The sequence below is a fragment of the Bacillus sp. FSL K6-1338 genome, assembly GCF_038006965.1.
GTDB classification, from domain to species: domain Bacteria; phylum Bacillota; class Bacilli; order Bacillales; family Bacillaceae_G; genus Bacillus_A; species Bacillus_A thuringiensis_S.
Map to the genome: position 1 here is coordinate 5180916 of NZ_JBBOWI010000001.1, position 16875 is coordinate 5197790.

Genomic DNA, 16875 nt, shown 5'->3' on the forward strand with positions numbered 1-16875 from the left:
TATCTTTAAGATGCAGAGCTGACCTTATTTCTACCATTTCGTTTCGAGTAGTATAACGCATCATCCGCCGCTTGAATAAATTGCTCTGATGACCCTTCATACTCTGAAACCCCTACCGAAACCGTAATTTTTATTTTTGTTCCATCTAACAATTGAAATGGGTGACTTTCAACAGCTATACGAATTTGCTCGCCCATACGAATTCCGTAAGCTAATCCCTTATTCGGTATCAAAAGCGCAAACTCCTCTCCACCCTTTCGAAAAGCCAAATCTGGAAATTGTGAAGTTTCTCGTAAAATACATCCTACTTGTTTTAACACTTCGTCCCCTGCAGGATGCCCGTACGTATCATTTACATACTTAAAGTGGTCAATATCTATAAGTAGTAAACAAAGCAAATCATTTTTCATGTTCTTATTACTAATATGACGATTCATCTCTAAATCAAACTGTCTTACGTTTCCTAGACCTGTCAATGCGTCTACCGTTGCGTATTGCTTCATCGTTTGGAATAACTCATTGGATTGTAAAACGTAATTTGCACTTATGAATGTTATGTAGCCTGTAATAATACTAGAAATTAAATATAATCCTACTATGTTAATATCTTTAATTAACCATATATATAGTGAGGGGATTAGAATAGATAAAATATATGTATGTAACCATGCCCACTTTTCTCCTAGAGAGATATTTAGACGCGAAATAAAGATACTACCTACTCCTATCGCAATAATTGTATAAAAAGCTACTTGAGAAGCTAATGAATAATCCATAAATAATAACCTAGTTACTAAAATCATACTAACAGCTATAGTACTCGCTATCGGGCCTCCAATTATAACAGCTAAAATAACAGCTAAGTAGCGCAAATCCAATAGGATGGTACCAACATGAACACCGAAATACATTAGTAATATACCTAATATTCCAGTAAGAATACCTACTACACATTTCTGCCAAAGAGAAAACTCTTCTTTTAACGGCCTATCTCTTAAAAGCTGACCTCCAACAAAAATAAAGGAAAGAATAATTGTTGTATTTACAAATAAGTCCCTTAACATAAAATAATCTCCCTACTTTTCCATCTATCCCCTTCCCCACTTTATTGTATACGAAATCCCTATAATTCCCAAAGTTTTTTGTTTATTTTTTGCTGTTCCACGTGAAACAGCAAAAAAATAAAAAGGGCGAAAACTCGCCCTTCTTCATTAACAACAGCGTGATATTTTTCCACCCTTTGCATTAAATCTTGCTTCTTGTGCCTCAGCAAAAAATTGCTTTTGACATACAACCTCTTCTTCAGGATGATGCTTTTTCATATGCTCCACATATACTTCATAACTTGGTACCCCAACGAGCAAACTAATAAAGCGTTTTCTTTCCCCCCATACTTTCCGTAGTCGTTTAAGCATAATAGTTCCTCGACTCACTTTCATCTCTAGAAATATATGCTGCCTCTTTTAGCAGCATCGGCTTATTTCTTAATACTTGAATCCAAATTCGAATTGCAGAAATTAATACAGCGATTACAACTATCATAAAAATCCCGCAAAGCGCTGCATCAATATAATCATTGAAAATAATTTGCTTCATTTGAGCAACATTTTTAGCTGGTGCTAACACTTTCCCCTCATCTAATGCTCCCTGGAACACCTTTGCATGAGATAGAAATCCTATTTTAGGGTTTTCATGAAATAGCTTTTGATAACCCGCCGTCATCGTTACAATAAGCAATCCAACAGTTGGAATAAGTGTCACCCAAACATATGCCTTTTTCCCCATTTTGAACAAAATTGTCGTTCCAAGTAATAATGCAATACCTGCTAACATTTGATTTGCAATACCGAAAAGTGGCCATAATGTATTAATTCCACCAAGCGGATCTACTACCCCTTGGTACAAAAAATAACCCCATCCTAATACACATAACGTTGTAGCTATTACATTTGCTAATGTAGAATCTGTTTTCGCAAACGGCTTATATACATGCCCTAAAATATCTTGAATCATAAATCGTCCTACACGCGTTCCTGCGTCAATCGTTGTTAAAATAAATAGGGCTTCAAAGAGAATAGCAAAATGATACCAGAATGCCATCATCGCCGTTCCACCTATTACTTGTGAGAAAATATATGCCATACCTATCGCTAACGTTGGTGCGCCACCTGTACGTGATAAAATTGTTTGCTCTCCAACATTTACAGCAAGTTCTTTTAGTTCATTTGGTGTAATAGCAAATCCCCATGAAGAAATAACTTGAGCTGCCTGCGATACATCCGTACCAATAAGTGCTGCCGGACTATTAATCGCAAAATAAGTTCCTGGTGTTAATACACAAGCTGCAATCATTGCCATCGCAGCTACAAACGACTCCATTAACATTGCTCCGTAACCAATTGGCTGTGCATGTCCCTCTTGTTCAATCATTTTTGGCGTCGTACCTGATGAAACAAGAGCATGGAATCCAGAGACTGCACCACAGGCAATCGTAATAAATAAGAACGGGAATAAATTACCGGAGAAAACAGGACCTGTTCCATCAATAAATTGCGAAACTGCTGGCATTTGTAAATCAGGTGCTACAATTAAAATACCAATCGCCAATCCAACAATTGTTCCAACTTTTAAAAATGTACTTAAATAATCACGTGGTGCTAATAACATCCAAACTGGTAATGCAGATGCAATAAATCCATATACAATAAGCATAATAGCAATTGTTTCGCCACTAAATGTGAACATACTTGCAAGTGTTGGATTTTCTGCTACATACTGTCCTCCAATAAGAGATAAAATAAGTAGGATAATACCAATTACTGACCCTTCTCCAACACGACCAGGCCTAATATAGCGCATGTAAACTCCCATTAAAATAGCGATGGGAATCGTTGCTGCTATCGTAAACATTCCCCAAGGACTTCCAATCAGTGCCTTTACTACGACTAACGCTAATACTGCTAATAAAATAATCATAATTCCTAAAATACCTATCATTGCAATTAGTCCTGTAACAGGCCCAATCTCATCCTTAATCATTTCTCCTAACGATTTACCATTACGTCTCATCGAAGCAAATAAAATGACAAAATCTTGGACAGCCCCCGCAACAACTACCCCAACAATAATCCAAATGGTCCCTGGTAAATATCCCATTTGTGCTGCTAAAATCGGTCCTACTAAAGGTCCCGCCCCAGCAATCGCTGCAAAGTGATGTCCAAACAATACCCACTTATTTGTTGGAACATAGTCTTTCCCATCGTTTAATGTATGGGCTGGTGTTTGACGATTATCATCTAAATTAAAAACCTTTCTCGCTATAAATCTACTATAAAAGCGATAAGCAACTGCATATACACATACAGCAGCTACTAAGAGCCATACAGCATTAATGGTTTCACCTTGTGATAAAGCTATTACCCCAAAAGCCCCTGCTTCTACTGCTGTAATAACGCCCCAAAGTAAAATCGATTTCAATGTCTTCACATACAATTCCCCCAATACTATTTCTTAGTGGAGATTGTACTAAATTTTCTGAATATTTAACTTGAATCCTCCCTATCATGAAGGATTTTCAGTTTATCATGTTAAAATACTCTCATTACCTACTATAATTCAATGTTATTTCGAAGGCGTTTTACATAATTACGACTGACTGGAATCGGTTACTCATCATACCTATCTAAATACAAATTATACGTGCCATTATAATAAGGTTTCAGTTCTTTTACATATGACATATTAATTAAATAGCTTTTATGCACACGTAAAAAATCATATGCATTTAGCTTATTTTCTAATTCCTGAAGTGTATATGTTGAAATATACTGATTATTCGTTGTGTAAATTGAAACAGTTTTATTTTCTTTATTTTTACTTACATATACGATATCTTCTGGAAGAATATATCGTATACCCTCTTGACTTTCTATCGGTAGTTTCCGCAAATAACTCTTTGCTTTCTCACCTTGTTCTTTACCTATTTTATATAAAAGAAATTGTAAATCTTCTTCACGAAATGGTCGTAATAAATAATAAAATGCTTGGAAACGAAAAGCTGTAATAGATTCCTCTATGTTTTCACCTACAAAAATAAATTTTGTATAGCAATTTATTTCTCGTAATAAACTTGCATATTCAAAACCAGTACCATCTAGTAATTTGGAACTTAAAAAAACAAAGTCTGGTATATGTTTTTTCATCATAAATAAAGATTCTGTTCCTGTCTTTGCTTCAAAACATTCTACATTTCTCATATTTTCAGTGAAATTTTCAGCTAACTCTCTTCTCTCTTCTGCCTCTTCCATGATCAGTAAAATTTTCATTTCTTCAACCACCTAATTCTTTGTCCATATGTCCTGCTGTATACATTCGCTTTTATAAGAAATAATCCCTTTTTCTTACTATACCATTATTTATCTAAAAAAACAGAAAAAAGGAAACCACTTCGGTTTCCTCTCCTCCTTTATCCTACATTAACTGCCTAGAAAGAGCGGAGTAGTGTAGGGTAATAAACGGTCAGGGCTACGTTTAAAATTTCACTTTATACTAATTCTCGTTGCTTCGTTTCCTGTCCAAGTATTACTACAGCGAATACACCAATTAAAATTGATCCGCAGAAAATCGTAAATATTATTGATAGTGAAGCTTCTGAGGCAACTAAATACCCCACTAATAGTGGCCCAAGAATACCACCAATACGCCCAAATGCTGCTGCCATTCCTGCACCAGTACCACGAATAACCGTCGGATACTGTTCAGGTGTATAGGCGTATAATGCTCCCCAAGCACCTAAGTTAAAGAAGGATAGTAACATACCTGCCACGATTAATACTGTTAATGAATCCGCAACCCCAAACAAATAGGCACTGCAAGCTGTCCCGATTAAATACGTAACCAACACAAATTTACGACCGAGACGTTCAATAAACCAAGCAGCGGTGAAATATCCTGGAAGTTGAGCTAATGTCATAATAAGTACGTATTGGAAACTTTTTATTAAACTAAATCCTTTTAGCACCATTACACTCGGTAACCAAAGGAACATTCCATAATAAGAAAAGACAACACAAAACCATAGAATCCATAGCATAATTGTTGCTTTACGATATTCCCCAGACCAAACTGATTTTATATTTTCAATAACAGATGGTCTTTTTTCAACTTTTTGGAACCTTGGGGAATCCGGTAAATTCCATCTTAAATATAAAGCATATAGTGCTGGAACTGCACTCAATACCATCGCAATTTCCCAACCATATTTAGGAATAACAAAATACGAGATAAGGGCTGCAATTAGCCATCCACCTGCCCAAAAACTTTCTAATAACACAACAATTTTCCCACGCTCATGCGCTTCAACACTCTCTGATACTAGTGTAGAGGCAACCGGAAGCTCTCCGCCAAGCCCCATACCAATTAAAAAGCGTAAAACGAGAAACATCGCGAGTGTCGTTGTTAATGCAGTTAAACCACTACCGATAGAAAATAATAATAATGTAATAATAAAGACTGATTTTCGGCCTATTCTATCTGATAGTATCCCAAAAATAAGCGCTCCTACTGCCATACCGATTGAGTTAATACTGCCTATCCAGCCCATTTCCTGGCTCGTTAATCCCCAATCCTTTTGCAAGGCTACCATTACAAATGAAAGCATTCCAACATCCATTGCATCAAATAGCCATCCAAGTCCAGCTATACCAAGTAGTTTGCGCTTCGAAATTTCTTTTACCTTGCCCACTAGAAGTCCTCCTCACACAGGTGTCTTTACACATCATTTTACATGTGTGAATTGTATAAGTAAAATACTTTTGTGTAAAAAATTCTCCTTCATCATTCCCAAAAAGTAAAACGTCTATCCCGATTGGTGAGGGCTAATAATCAGTAGGGATGACTCACTGATTAAAGTTTCACTTCATTAAAAATGAATAAATAAAAAAAAGTAGCGATATTTCGCTACTTTTTCGAACGCATTACTTCTTTTAAAAATTCCGCTAATACTAACTGACGACGCCAGCGTGTTGGATTACTGCATAATCTATAAAACCACTCTAAATGAATCGCTTGAATCCATTTTGGTGCACGTTTTACCTCTCCAGCCCATACGTCTAAACTTCCACCCACTCCAACAGCCATTTTCGTTTCTAAACGATGCTTATTGTTTTGGATAAAGTTCTCTTGTCTCGGGAAACCGAGTGCAACAAGTAATAAATCTGGTTTTGCTTCTTGAATGCGAGAAATAATATTCTCTTCGTCTTCTTGTTTGAAATAACCATCTTGTGTACCGGCGATGGATACAGCTGAATATGTCTTTGTTAAATGATCTGCTGCAGCTTGTACAACATGCGGCTTTGCACCTAATAAGAAAACAGATACTGGTTTACTATCTTCTGATAACTTCGCAAGTAAATTACACATTAAATCAAAACCTGCTACACGTTCTTTTAAAGGTGTACCAAGCATGCCGCTTGCCTTTACAACCCCAATACCATCAGGTGTAATTAAATCTGTATTCAATAATGTTTGATAGAACTTTTCATCCTTTTTTGCGCACATAACAATTTCAGGGTTTGCTGTTACTACCTGAAACGTATGAGTTCGCTCCGCTTCTAGTTGTTCTTTTAAATATTTGACCGTTTCATCCATTGTCATTGTAGAAAAAGGAACGCCTAGAATATCAACTGTTTGTACTGCCATAGTTAACTATCCTCTCTATCATTACAAGTTTTTCGCTATTAATTGCTTATATGTTTCCTTTGTATCTTCATATAGTTTTTGAAGTGAGAAATTCATAGTAGCATGCTCATAAATATGTTTACCCATTGCTGCTAATTCTCCAGTTTTCCACTTATCATACGCTTCTTCTAAAGCTAATGCTAATGCCTTTCCATCATCTGTTGGCACAATCCATCCGTAAGTTTCATCTACGATTAATGGTTCAATTTCTCCAGCCCTAGTCACAATTGATGGTACGCGTTGATTTGCCGCTTCTAATAAAACTAGTGGGAACCCTTCACTATGAGAAGTTAATAAATTTACATGTGACGACGCAAATAATTGTTTTACATCTTGACGATGTCCTAAAAACTCTACTTTATCGTTAATCCCTTTTTCAGTAGCTAATGACTTTAGATTTTCTTCTAATGGGCCATCGCCAACTAATAATACTTTAATTTTCTCCAATTTTGTTTGTTGTAACGCATCGAATAAAACTTCATGTCCTTTGACAGGATGTAATCGCGCTACTTGGATTGCCGTAAATACATCTTCAGCAATATTGAACATTTCTTTTTTATTATAGCCTTCTGCTTTTTCCTTATCGTATTCAATTCCATTATAAATAACATGCATCTTTTCATTTGAAATCCCTAATGCTGCCAGGCTTTTTTTCAATCTATTTGTTACAACGAAAAATAAGTCTATATTTTTTAAGGCTTTCAAATTTAATTTCGTAAAAATCCAACCTTTGAAGCCCTGTTTAGTAAAGTCTTGAAATGGATCACTATGAATAGTCGTTACCCATTTTGCCTTTATTCTCTTTTTCATTAAAGAAACATAGAAATTAGCCCTAGGACCATGCGTATGAACTACATCAAATTTTTCTTTATTAATAAATTCACTTATATTCTTTAAAATGGATAAATCATAGCGCGATTTTTGTGAAAACACATGGACTTTTATCCCTAATTCCCTTGCTTCCTTCGCAACAATTCCATCTTCAAATACTGCTAATTCTACTTCACCAGTTGGAAACTGATCGAGAAGTGAAATAATATGTGTTTTCCCTCCCCCATCTTCTGCTCCTGCATTCATATGCAATATTCTCATGTTTTTTCCTCCTTTAAATCCTCGCTACGTTTCCAGCTATTTTTATTTTACTGTACTAAAAAATAAAAGCTAACAAAAGTTAGCTTTTATTTTTATCATTCAATTTCTAGGTCTACTATTAGATAAGCTAGCACCACTACAAAGTAAATCCCAACTCCTGGTGCTGTTAAAATATGTCCTGCAATATAAGCAATACCTAACGCTAACAATAAGCTTGCTGAAATCATTCCATATTTTATATTAAATATGTCCTTAAATCTCGTAGCAAATGCTAGTAGAATTCTTAGCCCGTAATAAATAAATGGAATCATTAGTAATACAAAGCCAATAATCCCGAAATCATAAAACCAATCATGGAAGTCCATTTCAATTAATTTTGGATCTGGCTGCTTTTGTTCATTGTATTTAAAGTTACCTGCATAACCCATTCCTAATAACTTTTGTGACATTGGCGCTTCTTTAAAGAACTGCTTATGTCTTTCTTCATATACTTGACGTCCACTGAAAATAAGGTTTTCTTGATTTTCTTTCTTTTGCTCTTTCTCAAGCTCTTTCTTAACTTCCTCTTCTATCTTCGCCTTTTCTTCTGGTTTTTCAGCCTTATGGTGCTTTTCTTCTTTTTCTTTAAGTTCTTGCTCTTTTTTCAGCTTCTCTTTAATTTCTTTTTCTTTTTGACCTTGCTGTGCCACATTTTGCTCTGATAAATAATTATTGTGAATACCCATATTTTGTGCTAATGGCGTTTGTTTAAACGTTCCAACTACACCGGCCAATAGGATAATAGCAATTACTGCATTAAGCGCAAGGGATTTTTTGTTCGGATTTTTTCTATCAAATAATAATTGAAGTAAAATAATCCCGATTGCTGCCGCTAACGTAGCACCAATTGAGCCCATTCCTACTTTCGTACCAACCTGAATTAGCGAATAAATCATTAAAATTGATGGAATCCAATATAAAATGTGTTTCCAGCTCTTTGTTTTTTGAATAGAATATAGTACCACAATAGGGAAAATAATAGCTAAGATTGAACCTAGTTCATTCCCTGCATAGAACCAACCTCGAGAACCAACCTTCATCCATTCATAACTACCAAAGTCAGTAGATGTTGAAATAGAAATAACCATAATTGCATTAATGATTAATGTAGAATATACAATACTATTTCGAACCTTATCACTAATATTAACTGTCTTTTTCAATGATTTTAAAGCTAAAATGTATGACCCCAGCATAATATATATATATAATGCTTTCGCAACGAATTTAACTTCTTCACTAAGTACAATAGGATCCTTAACTAGTTTATTATTAATAAATCCTACCCCTAAAACTCCGGCTAATAATATAAGATAAATTAAAAACTTTCTATTTTCCTTCTCTTTTGCCTGAATTAAAATGTAAATACCACCAACAGCCATAATAAGGAATCTTACTAAAATTCCAACGGTAGCATTTGACTTTAATAAAGTGATGCTAAGAGACGTTAATAAATCTAAAACAGGCTGTAAAATAATAAAAAAGAGCAAAAAATGCTCAAATCTAACCCTAGCTTGATTTGCTAACATTCCAAGACCTCCATACAAAATCTTAACATTATCTTTTAATCATAATTTATTATCGTTAAAACACACCTAGCAATTATAACATAACTCATATTTAAATTGAGAACTATTTTTATACCGAAACTAGCCAATCCATCGTAACTAGTAACTAGAAAATATTATCCTTTAGCTATCCTTCCCTATCTTTATAAAAACTATCTAACACTCTTTCACTTATTATCAGCATTATAGCAAACATTTATTAATCATTTTATTGATATATAGAATTTAACGGTTAAAAAATGACATTCACTCGGCTACCCTACAACTAAAAATTAACCTTGCTTCGTTTTCCCCTAAACATTTTCAAACGCTTTCTTTATGTATTTTATCCGTTTTTCTACATGTAACGAAAAGTAATTGTTATTTCCAATACTTTAGTGTATATTTTTTCTCTGGAACATCTTTAAGAGGAAGGGATTAAGGCCATGTTATTAATCGATATATTTACGTTTCTTGGCATTATCGCCGCTGCCATTTCTGGTACATTAGTTGGTTTAAAAAAAGATTTAGATTTATTTGGTGTCCTTTGTTTAGCTGTAGCTACTGCGCTCGGCGGCGGTATTATTCGTGATATCATGATTGGTAACCTGCCCCCTGTCGCATTTGTAAAACCCATTTACTTTTTCGTAAGTGTATTATCAGCATTATTTACTTGTATGTTTTTTGAGCGCATCAATAAACTTCAAATCGTTATTATGCTTTCTGATGCTGTTGGCTTAGGCGTTTTTACAGCTATTGGTGCAAATGCGGCAATGTCACATCATGTTGACGCCTCATTTTTAGTTGTTTCAATGGGAGTCATTACAGGTATTGGAGGCGGTATTTTGCGTGACATTTGTGCTCAAGATATCCCTTACGTATTCCGAAAAGAGATTTACGCAATCGCTTCTATCTTAGGAGCAATTAGCTTCCTAATCACACACGCTATGGGCGCGCACGTATTAGCTTTCTATGTTTGTTTATTAGTAACATTCGTTATTCGTGTCGTCACTGTAATATATAATGTGCATTTCCCTGTTTTCTTTAAAACACATGCTAAAATTAATAAAGGCCATTAAGAGAATTCTATCTAGAATTCTCTTAATTTATATACTATTCTACGAACTAATATAGAGTAATTATATATAAGCATATATAATTACTCTATATTAGTTTTAAAATTGAAAACGTTTTATACACAGGGGGAAGAATGATGCTTGGGGTTTTCAAAAAAAATATTAATAAAACAAACGCTAGTATAATCGAATTAAGTAAGGACCAACAAATAACTTTTAATGTACCTACTAATTCTGAACTGAAAATTCAAATGGATATGCTACACATTTCAAAAGAAGATTTACAAGTTGTAAAAGTACTACAGCCTTTTATTTATGCAGAAATTGATTGGATTACTGAAAAATTCTATGCCAACATTACAAAACAACCTAATTTAATTACTATTATTGAACGTTACAGCTCTATTCCAAAACTAAAGCAAACTTTAAAAACACATATTAAAGAATTATTCAGCGGCAATATGCATGAAGATTTTATTGAACAGCGTGTTAGGATTGCCAAACGACATGTACAAATTGGCTTACATCGAAAATGGTATACTGCTGCTTATCAAGAATTATTCCGCTCTATTATGAAGATTTTGCAAACAAAAATAACAACAATCGATGATTTTTCCTATTCTATAAATGTCATAAATAAATTATTCACTCTTGAACAAGAACTTGTTCTTGCAGCTTATGAATCTGAATATGAAAGAATGCAAAAAGAGCATGAGAAAGAAAAAGAACTAACTGCTATGACAATTACGCATATCGCAACAGAACTAGCTGCTGTATCTGAAAAGACAAGCTCTTCTATTCAAAAACTAACCGCTAAGTCTGAAACTATTGTAGAGATTGCTAAAACAGGTACATCATTAGCTACAACATCTGAAGAAAAAGCGAATAAAGGGAAAGAACAATTAAACCAGCAAAACAAACGAATGGGATCTATTCAAATGAATATGGAAACGATTATTACAGATACTCATGAACTTCTCGATATTTCTAACAAAATTAACGAAATCATAGATATCGTTAAATCGATCGCGGAGCAAACAAATTTACTCGCACTAAATGCTGCTATCGAGTCTGCACGTGCTGGAGAATTTGGGAAGGGGTTTTCTGTTGTTGCTGGTGAAATCCGAAAATTATCAGAGCAAACGAAAGAATCGATATTTAACGTTACAAAGCTCGTCGAAAAAACAAATGAACAAATTACCCGTGTCTCGTCTTCCGTGAAACAAATTAGCTCTCTCGTATCGGAAGGAACGGATAGTATGTCGGCAACAGATCGATACTTCCAAGAAATTGTAAAAGATATGTCTAACTCAAAAGAACAGAATAAGAAAATTGAACATGAGCTACAAACTATTTCACAAGTCATGAAAGGAATTCAAGATGATTCCTCACAAATGGCTCTAACAGCCGATAATTTGCAACTAGAACTAAATCGATAAGACAAAATTCAGGTCAGGCATACTTTTCATCTGCACTGACTACTAAATTTCATCTTTCATCAAAAAAAGAATCCAGAATGGATTCTTTTTACTTTCTGAAAAATATTTTTTGACAATACACATAACTCATATAAACACCAAAGCTCTGCAAAATAAACAATGCCGGCATAATTACATTGTAATATGCCATATCTACTTGGAAGAGCTTTAACAATACGTAGCCACTAATTAAAAATAAGAACAACATATATCCCTCATTTTGTTGTTTCTTAATTAGGAAGTGTAATAGAGCTATATTCATAAACAATGTTACGGCTATATATATCAGTTTTTCACATTTGAAAAGAATAGAATTTATCCCCTCCTCTGAAAACTGATTTATCATCGGTTCTAAAAGTTTAAATCTTTCTCCCTCAATCTCTTTTAACTTTTGATCAATATGCTCTGTTACACTTTGATTTTTCGATATTTTTTCCTCATGTTGCGTTTTTCCAATTAAGACAGATTGAACATACGTCTCATTCGCAATCGTATATTGTGACAGTCCCATTGTCTTAATTCCATAATTCACACTAAAATGAGCAATATAAAATAGAATAAGTATCCCTATCATCTTTAGTAACACTTTTTGTTTCGTTGCTGATTGAAACACTTCAATTAATAATATATATACCGTGATAAAAATAGGAAGAAATAATCCCATTGGGAAAATCATATTACTAAATGCAAATAAAATCGCTGAAAACACCCACATATAAGGATGATCTAATCCTTTATATAAAAGTATGTAACAAGCAAAATAAAATAAAAATATTGCAAGTGACTCAGGAGTTAATACGGAACTCATGAATATATTTGGAATATACAGAGCATAAAATATAGAAGCAATACGCCCGCATTCTTCTCCAAAAACCATTGCCGCAATACGATAAATAAAAAATGCGGTTCCTGCGCAAAATAACACATTAAATAGTTGTAAAGCGAATAATGTATCACCAAATATACGAATAATTACTGACTCATATATAATAAAAGGCAAATGAGTTACAGTCCCTATATTATTACCAATTGCAATCTGCTTTGCAGACTCATACATCACTTTCATATCACCAATTATTGGAGCATCTACAAATAACAGCATACTAAGTCTCACAACTATAGATATACTTATAAGAAAAATAAGAAATTGTTTATCTGTAAAACGATATTGTAGGATTGATGCCACTAACAAAATGAGTATGACGAAAATTGCCAGTATGATTGTTACACTTGTTGTACTTCCTCCAAAAAATTGCTTACTTGTCTCAAATGCTGCCCAACAACTATAAACAAAAAATGCGAGCATCGCACCGATCGTAATTTTATTGAAGAAAGATGAAAAATTTGTTTGTATATGATTCATATGTCCATTGCACCTCTATTTCCATTCATAACAAAACGATTCTATCATGAATGGGTACACGGCTGATAGGGAATTTCTATGACAAATACATAGTCATTACTTTTTACTTGCAATGTAAGCGAATCCTCTTTTACACTACATTTTAGATAAAATAAATTTTCTTTCAGTTATATGAATACAAATACAGAAGTTTAAATCATTCTCTTTTGGAATACACTTTACTTCATTAAATATCTAATATGAGTACTCCGCTTACACATATTATTCTGATTGAAAACAGACTATAGGGGCTGAATATATGGAAAAGAAATTCATGCGAGAATCTAAAGCAATTAAGACAACACGTGTTTTTCCTAACGATTTAAATAATCACCAAACACTTTTTGGAGGGAAATTATTAGCAGAAATTGATAGTATTGCTTCAATTGCGGCTGCAAGACATAGTCGTAAACATTGCGTAACAGCATCTATTGATTCAGTTGATTTTTTAACTCCAATTCACCAAGCTGATTCTGTTTGTTATGAAGCATTTGTATGTTATACAGGGAAATCTTCAATGGAAGTTTTCGTAAAAGTAATCGCTGAAAATTTACTAGCAGGCGAGCGTAGAATTGCTGCTACTTGCTTCATTACATTTGTGGCAATAAAAGATGGAAAACCTTCGTCCGTACCACAAGTACTCCCTGAAACCCAGGAAGAACATTGGTTACACACAACCGGTTTAGAACGTGCGGAAAACCGAAAAAAGGGACGTTTAAAAAGTAAAGAGATGGCTGAAGTTTTAACTTTAAGTAAGCCATGGAATATATAATACGCTACTCTCACTTCATACATGCACAGGTTTATTTCATCCTTGCATGTATTTTTTATTATAAAAAAATTCCAGCTCTTATCTTTTATTTACTGTTTGTCTCCTAAAATAACCCACCAGTTTTTCCTTTATTTTGCTATACTATTAATGGTATATTAGATAAGGTTCGTTTAAAAATAACTATAATATAATTAAGTATATAAGGGATGGTGCGATAATGTCTATTGAGGTACCAATTTCAATACCAAAAACGTTAATTATTATTCCTGCGTATAACGAGGAAGAAGCAATTGCAGATACATTAACAAGACTATTAAAACTAAAACAGCATTTTACAGAATTAAGCATTTGCGTTATTAATGATGGATCACATGATAAAACAGCTCAAATCGTAAATGATTTTCCTGTTCACCTTGTGAACTTACCATATAACCTAGGTATTGGCTCAGCTGTACAAACTGGTTATAAATACGCTTATGAGAATGGATATGATATTGCAATTCAGTTCGATGCTGATGGGCAACATAATCCTGATGACTTGTACAAAATTATAAAACCTATTGCTGAAGACCAATGCGATATGGTGCTAGGTTCACGTTTTACAGAGAAAACAGCTTATAAAGGTAGTATTTCCAGAAGAGTTGGTATTTTTTATTTTACTGCTCTACTGAAAGTACTAACAAAACAAACCTTTATGGATCCAACTTCTGGGTATCGTGCTATCAATCGAGAAGTAATTAAGATTTTTGCACATAATTATCCAAAAGATTATCCAGAACCAGAAGTCCTTATTCATTTAAAAAAGAAAAAATTACGCATTAATGAAATATCCGTAAATATGCAAGAGCGCCAAGGGGGACAATCTTCTATTACACCTCTTAAATCTGCATATTACATGATTAAAGTAAGCCTTGCTATATTGATGCAAAAAATTGTGAAAGGTTGATAATAAATGCCTATAATTACCTTTTCATTTATCTTCATTCTATTATTATTTTTATTAATTATTAATTCTATTCGTCGGGGAGCTTTAGAAACTAAATATGCCATTTTATGGATTTTCGTTTGTGTTTCAATGGCAATTTTAAGTTCTACTGAAAAAATTATAAATTGGATTGGACAACTATTACACGTAGAATATCCTCCATCTGTTTTATTTTTATTTGGACTATTATTCTGTTTCATCTTAATTTTTGACTTAACAAGAAAAATTTCTAAATTACATCATCAACTTGTAACATTAACGCAAGATTATGCGTTATTAAAGCAAAAATTAAAAGTAACGCAAACTGAAACCGATAACGAATAGTTTTCTATTTAAATATGAATATATACAAAAAAACATCTTAATTTTTTAAAAAAATTAAGATGTTTTTTATTGCAAATTATTTTTTTCTAATTAATAATTTATTAATTTTCATAATCGTTGCCACGGTCCCTACTCCAATTATAATAAATAAGAATGGTATTAACGGTAATGCATATCGTTCATATGCAACATAAAAACATGTTAAAGCTGTTTGCAGTAAAAGGATTGACCATAAAAATGTAGTCTCTCTCCACCTTTTTAAAAGGAAAATAAATGAAAGTACTGTACATATTAAAAACGTCGTCTTAATAAAATTATATATTTCATTCATATCCTTTGCAGAAACATTGAATACTTCAATATTATGCTCTATAGAATAATACGGTTTTTTCCAAAGAATTTCTGGTTTCAAGACTAAATAACTCTCTATCATAGAGCCCTTATTCGTTTTCCACCATTCTTTCATTTTATCAATGGCTATTTTTTCTTCTAACTCCATAAATTCATGCGCTTCAAGATTAGGGTACTTTGCATGTAATTCTATTTCAAGTTCCCCCATATCCTTACCTTCTGGGTAACCTTCCCCTTGATACGTTCCAAGTAATAACGGATTCCCTGCCCCTGCAGTTAGTGGGATAAATTTATCAAATTGAATGTAATTGCGGGCCCACCATGGTCCAAGTACGATAAGTCCTATTCCTATGCTTATAATCGCCTGCTTCATCATAATCCGGAATGGATAGCGTTTCATTAAAAGATACCCAAATAATAAGATTGGATATAAGGCAATTTGTACGCGGAGGTACAGTGCTAAAAAATAGAAAATTAATACAATCAGAAGATGTTTCGTTTTATGAGTATCAGCTAATTTTAAACTCCAATATACTAATCCTAATGAAAGGAATAGAAACGGCCCTTCTGTTAAAGTTAAATTTTCCATAACAATCTCTGGAGGATACACAGCTAATAAGAAAGCACCTATTAATCCTGCAGCAGGATTCAATAAATAAGTACCAATCTTATAAGTTAGCAAAATACTAAGTACCCCTAATAGAATAATGATTAATTTGGCTATAAAAAGACCTTCACTGCCATTTCCAAAAAAGTAAAATACAGCAGCTAATAAGGCTGGAAAACCCGGCATAATATGAATCGTTGGTTTATCTGGTTCATGGTATGTTAACATCCCTGTTTCCAATAAAATATTTGCCGTTTTTTGATAACCTATATCATCGCTAGCTATAGATAGATCTGCACCATGTGTTTGTAAAGTTGCAAAACGAAGTGCAAACCCAACAATCATAATAATCCCTAAAAGGACTATATTAGATTTGCGAGTAAATCGCCCTAACATCTCATCTTCTCCCTTCAGATACATAACCTTCAAAATTTTTTTCTATATTTTTACAACACAATACGTTC

General features: G+C 33.6%; 15 protein-coding genes and 1 pseudogene. 6 read left to right on the top strand and 10 right to left on the bottom strand.

From position 1 onward, the window contains the following. Positions 1-5: 5 nt before the first annotated feature. From NZ044_RS26660 to NZ044_RS26695, 8 genes are all read right to left on the bottom strand, one after another. Complete coding sequence (locus NZ044_RS26660) at positions 6-1064, bottom strand: GGDEF domain-containing protein (RefSeq protein ID WP_000942919.1); 1059 nt, start codon at positions 1062-1064, stop codon at positions 6-8. Positions 1065-1211: 147 nt separating this feature from the next. Next, on the bottom strand, positions 1212-1415 hold the full coding sequence (locus NZ044_RS26665) for a YbdD/YjiX family protein (RefSeq protein ID WP_000919819.1): 204 nt from the start codon (positions 1413-1415) through the stop codon (positions 1212-1214). Continuing rightward, the gene (gene cstA, locus NZ044_RS26670) at positions 1408-3486 is read right to left on the bottom strand and encodes a carbon starvation protein CstA (protein ID WP_340950049.1); all 2079 of its coding nucleotides are present in this window, start codon (positions 3484-3486) and stop codon (positions 1408-1410) included. The genes NZ044_RS26665 and cstA overlap by 8 nt, the downstream gene beginning before the upstream one ends. Before the next feature lie 179 nt (positions 3487-3665). Then, positions 3666-4325: a LytR/AlgR family response regulator transcription factor gene (locus tag NZ044_RS26675; protein WP_340950050.1), complete on the bottom strand. Its 660-nt coding sequence runs from the start codon at positions 4323-4325 to the stop codon at positions 3666-3668. A gap of 218 nt (positions 4326-4543) precedes the next feature. Further along, positions 4544-5743: an MFS transporter gene (locus tag NZ044_RS26680; RefSeq protein WP_000521108.1), complete on the bottom strand. Its 1200-nt coding sequence runs from the start codon at positions 5741-5743 to the stop codon at positions 4544-4546. 215 nt (positions 5744-5958) lie between these two features. Next, complete coding sequence (locus tag NZ044_RS26685; protein WP_000290744.1) at positions 5959-6699, bottom strand: WecB/TagA/CpsF family glycosyltransferase; 741 nt, start codon at positions 6697-6699, stop codon at positions 5959-5961. 21 nt (positions 6700-6720) lie between these two features. Continuing rightward, the gene (locus tag NZ044_RS26690) at positions 6721-7830 is read right to left on the bottom strand and encodes a glycosyltransferase family 4 protein (protein ID WP_001221223.1); all 1110 of its coding nucleotides are present in this window, start codon (positions 7828-7830) and stop codon (positions 6721-6723) included. 95 nt (positions 7831-7925) lie between these two features. Further along, entirely contained in the window at positions 7926-9398 is a 1473-nt protein-coding gene (locus tag NZ044_RS26695; protein ID WP_000880761.1) for an O-antigen ligase family protein, read from the bottom strand. A gap of 464 nt (positions 9399-9862) precedes the next feature. Here NZ044_RS26695 and NZ044_RS26700 point away from each other — a divergent pair, with 464 nt between their 5' ends. The 3 genes and pseudogenes from NZ044_RS26700 to NZ044_RS30905 all read left to right on the top strand — a co-directional run bounded on the left by NZ044_RS26700 (position 9863) and on the right by NZ044_RS30905 (position 11931). After that, the gene (locus tag NZ044_RS26700) at positions 9863-10495 is read left to right on the top strand and encodes a trimeric intracellular cation channel family protein (protein WP_000924367.1); all 633 of its coding nucleotides are present in this window, start codon (positions 9863-9865) and stop codon (positions 10493-10495) included. 134 nt (positions 10496-10629) lie between these two features. Continuing rightward, positions 10630-11175, top strand: a pseudogene (locus NZ044_RS30900) (protoglobin family protein); the annotation flags it as partial. A 54-nt stretch (positions 11176-11229) separates the two neighbouring features. Next, positions 11230-11931, top strand: coding sequence for a methyl-accepting chemotaxis protein (locus NZ044_RS30905; RefSeq protein WP_374058700.1), 702 nt, complete (start codon positions 11230-11232; stop codon positions 11929-11931). 88 nt (positions 11932-12019) lie between these two features. Here NZ044_RS30905 and NZ044_RS26710 read toward each other — a convergent pair whose 3' ends face one another. Further along, positions 12020-13333, bottom strand: coding sequence for an ArnT family glycosyltransferase (locus NZ044_RS26710; protein ID WP_001015635.1), 1314 nt, complete (start codon positions 13331-13333; stop codon positions 12020-12022). A 298-nt stretch (positions 13334-13631) separates the two neighbouring features. On the opposite strand from NZ044_RS26710, the gene NZ044_RS26715 reads away from it, so the two are divergent. The 3 genes from NZ044_RS26715 (at position 13632) to NZ044_RS26725 (ending at position 15453) form a co-directional block, all read left to right on the top strand. Then, positions 13632-14144 carry an acyl-CoA thioesterase gene (locus tag NZ044_RS26715; protein ID WP_000412126.1) on the top strand — a complete coding sequence of 171 codons (513 nt, stop codon included), beginning with the start codon at positions 13632-13634 and terminating at the stop codon, positions 14142-14144. 217 nt (positions 14145-14361) lie between these two features. Next, entirely contained in the window at positions 14362-15090 is a 729-nt protein-coding gene (locus tag NZ044_RS26720; protein WP_000021478.1) for a glycosyltransferase family 2 protein, read from the top strand. A gap of 6 nt (positions 15091-15096) precedes the next feature. Further along, positions 15097-15453: a DUF2304 domain-containing protein gene (locus tag NZ044_RS26725; RefSeq protein WP_001121769.1), complete on the top strand. Its 357-nt coding sequence runs from the start codon at positions 15097-15099 to the stop codon at positions 15451-15453. Between the two features lie 76 nt (positions 15454-15529). On the opposite strand, the gene NZ044_RS26730 is transcribed toward NZ044_RS26725, so the two are convergent. Beyond that, positions 15530-16807, bottom strand: a complete 1278-nt coding sequence (locus tag NZ044_RS26730) for a glycosyltransferase family 39 protein (protein ID WP_000901472.1) — start codon at positions 16805-16807, stop codon at positions 15530-15532. Positions 16808-16875 lie beyond the last annotated feature (68 nt).

Excerpts from the sequence above, each read along its gene's own strand:
- NZ044_RS26700 (WP_000924367.1), top strand. The coding sequence starts at position 9,863 with ATGTTATTAATCGATATATTTACGTTTCTTGGCATTATCGCCGCTGCC.
- NZ044_RS26675 (WP_340950050.1), bottom strand. The coding sequence starts at position 4,325 with ATGAAAATTTTACTGATCATGGAAGAGGCAGAAGAGAGAAGAGAGTTA.
- NZ044_RS26695 (WP_000880761.1), bottom strand. The coding sequence starts at position 9,398 with ATGTTAGCAAATCAAGCTAGGGTTAGATTTGAGCATTTTTTGCTCTTT.
- NZ044_RS26690 (WP_001221223.1), bottom strand. The coding sequence starts at position 7,830 with ATGAGAATATTGCATATGAATGCAGGAGCAGAAGATGGGGGAGGGAAA.
- NZ044_RS26720 (WP_000021478.1), top strand. The coding sequence starts at position 14,362 with ATGTCTATTGAGGTACCAATTTCAATACCAAAAACGTTAATTATTATT.
- NZ044_RS26685 (WP_000290744.1), bottom strand. The coding sequence starts at position 6,699 with ATGGCAGTACAAACAGTTGATATTCTAGGCGTTCCTTTTTCTACAATG.
- NZ044_RS26715 (WP_000412126.1), top strand. The coding sequence starts at position 13,632 with ATGGAAAAGAAATTCATGCGAGAATCTAAAGCAATTAAGACAACACGT.
- NZ044_RS30905 (WP_374058700.1), top strand. The coding sequence starts at position 11,230 with ATGACAATTACGCATATCGCAACAGAACTAGCTGCTGTATCTGAAAAG.
- NZ044_RS26710 (WP_001015635.1), bottom strand. The coding sequence starts at position 13,333 with ATGAATCATATACAAACAAATTTTTCATCTTTCTTCAATAAAATTACG.
- NZ044_RS26660 (WP_000942919.1), bottom strand. The coding sequence starts at position 1,064 with ATGTTAAGGGACTTATTTGTAAATACAACAATTATTCTTTCCTTTATT.
- NZ044_RS26665 (WP_000919819.1), bottom strand. The coding sequence starts at position 1,415 with ATGCTTAAACGACTACGGAAAGTATGGGGGGAAAGAAAACGCTTTATT.
- NZ044_RS26730 (WP_000901472.1), bottom strand. The coding sequence starts at position 16,807 with ATGTTAGGGCGATTTACTCGCAAATCTAATATAGTCCTTTTAGGGATT.
- NZ044_RS26725 (WP_001121769.1), top strand. The coding sequence starts at position 15,097 with ATGCCTATAATTACCTTTTCATTTATCTTCATTCTATTATTATTTTTA.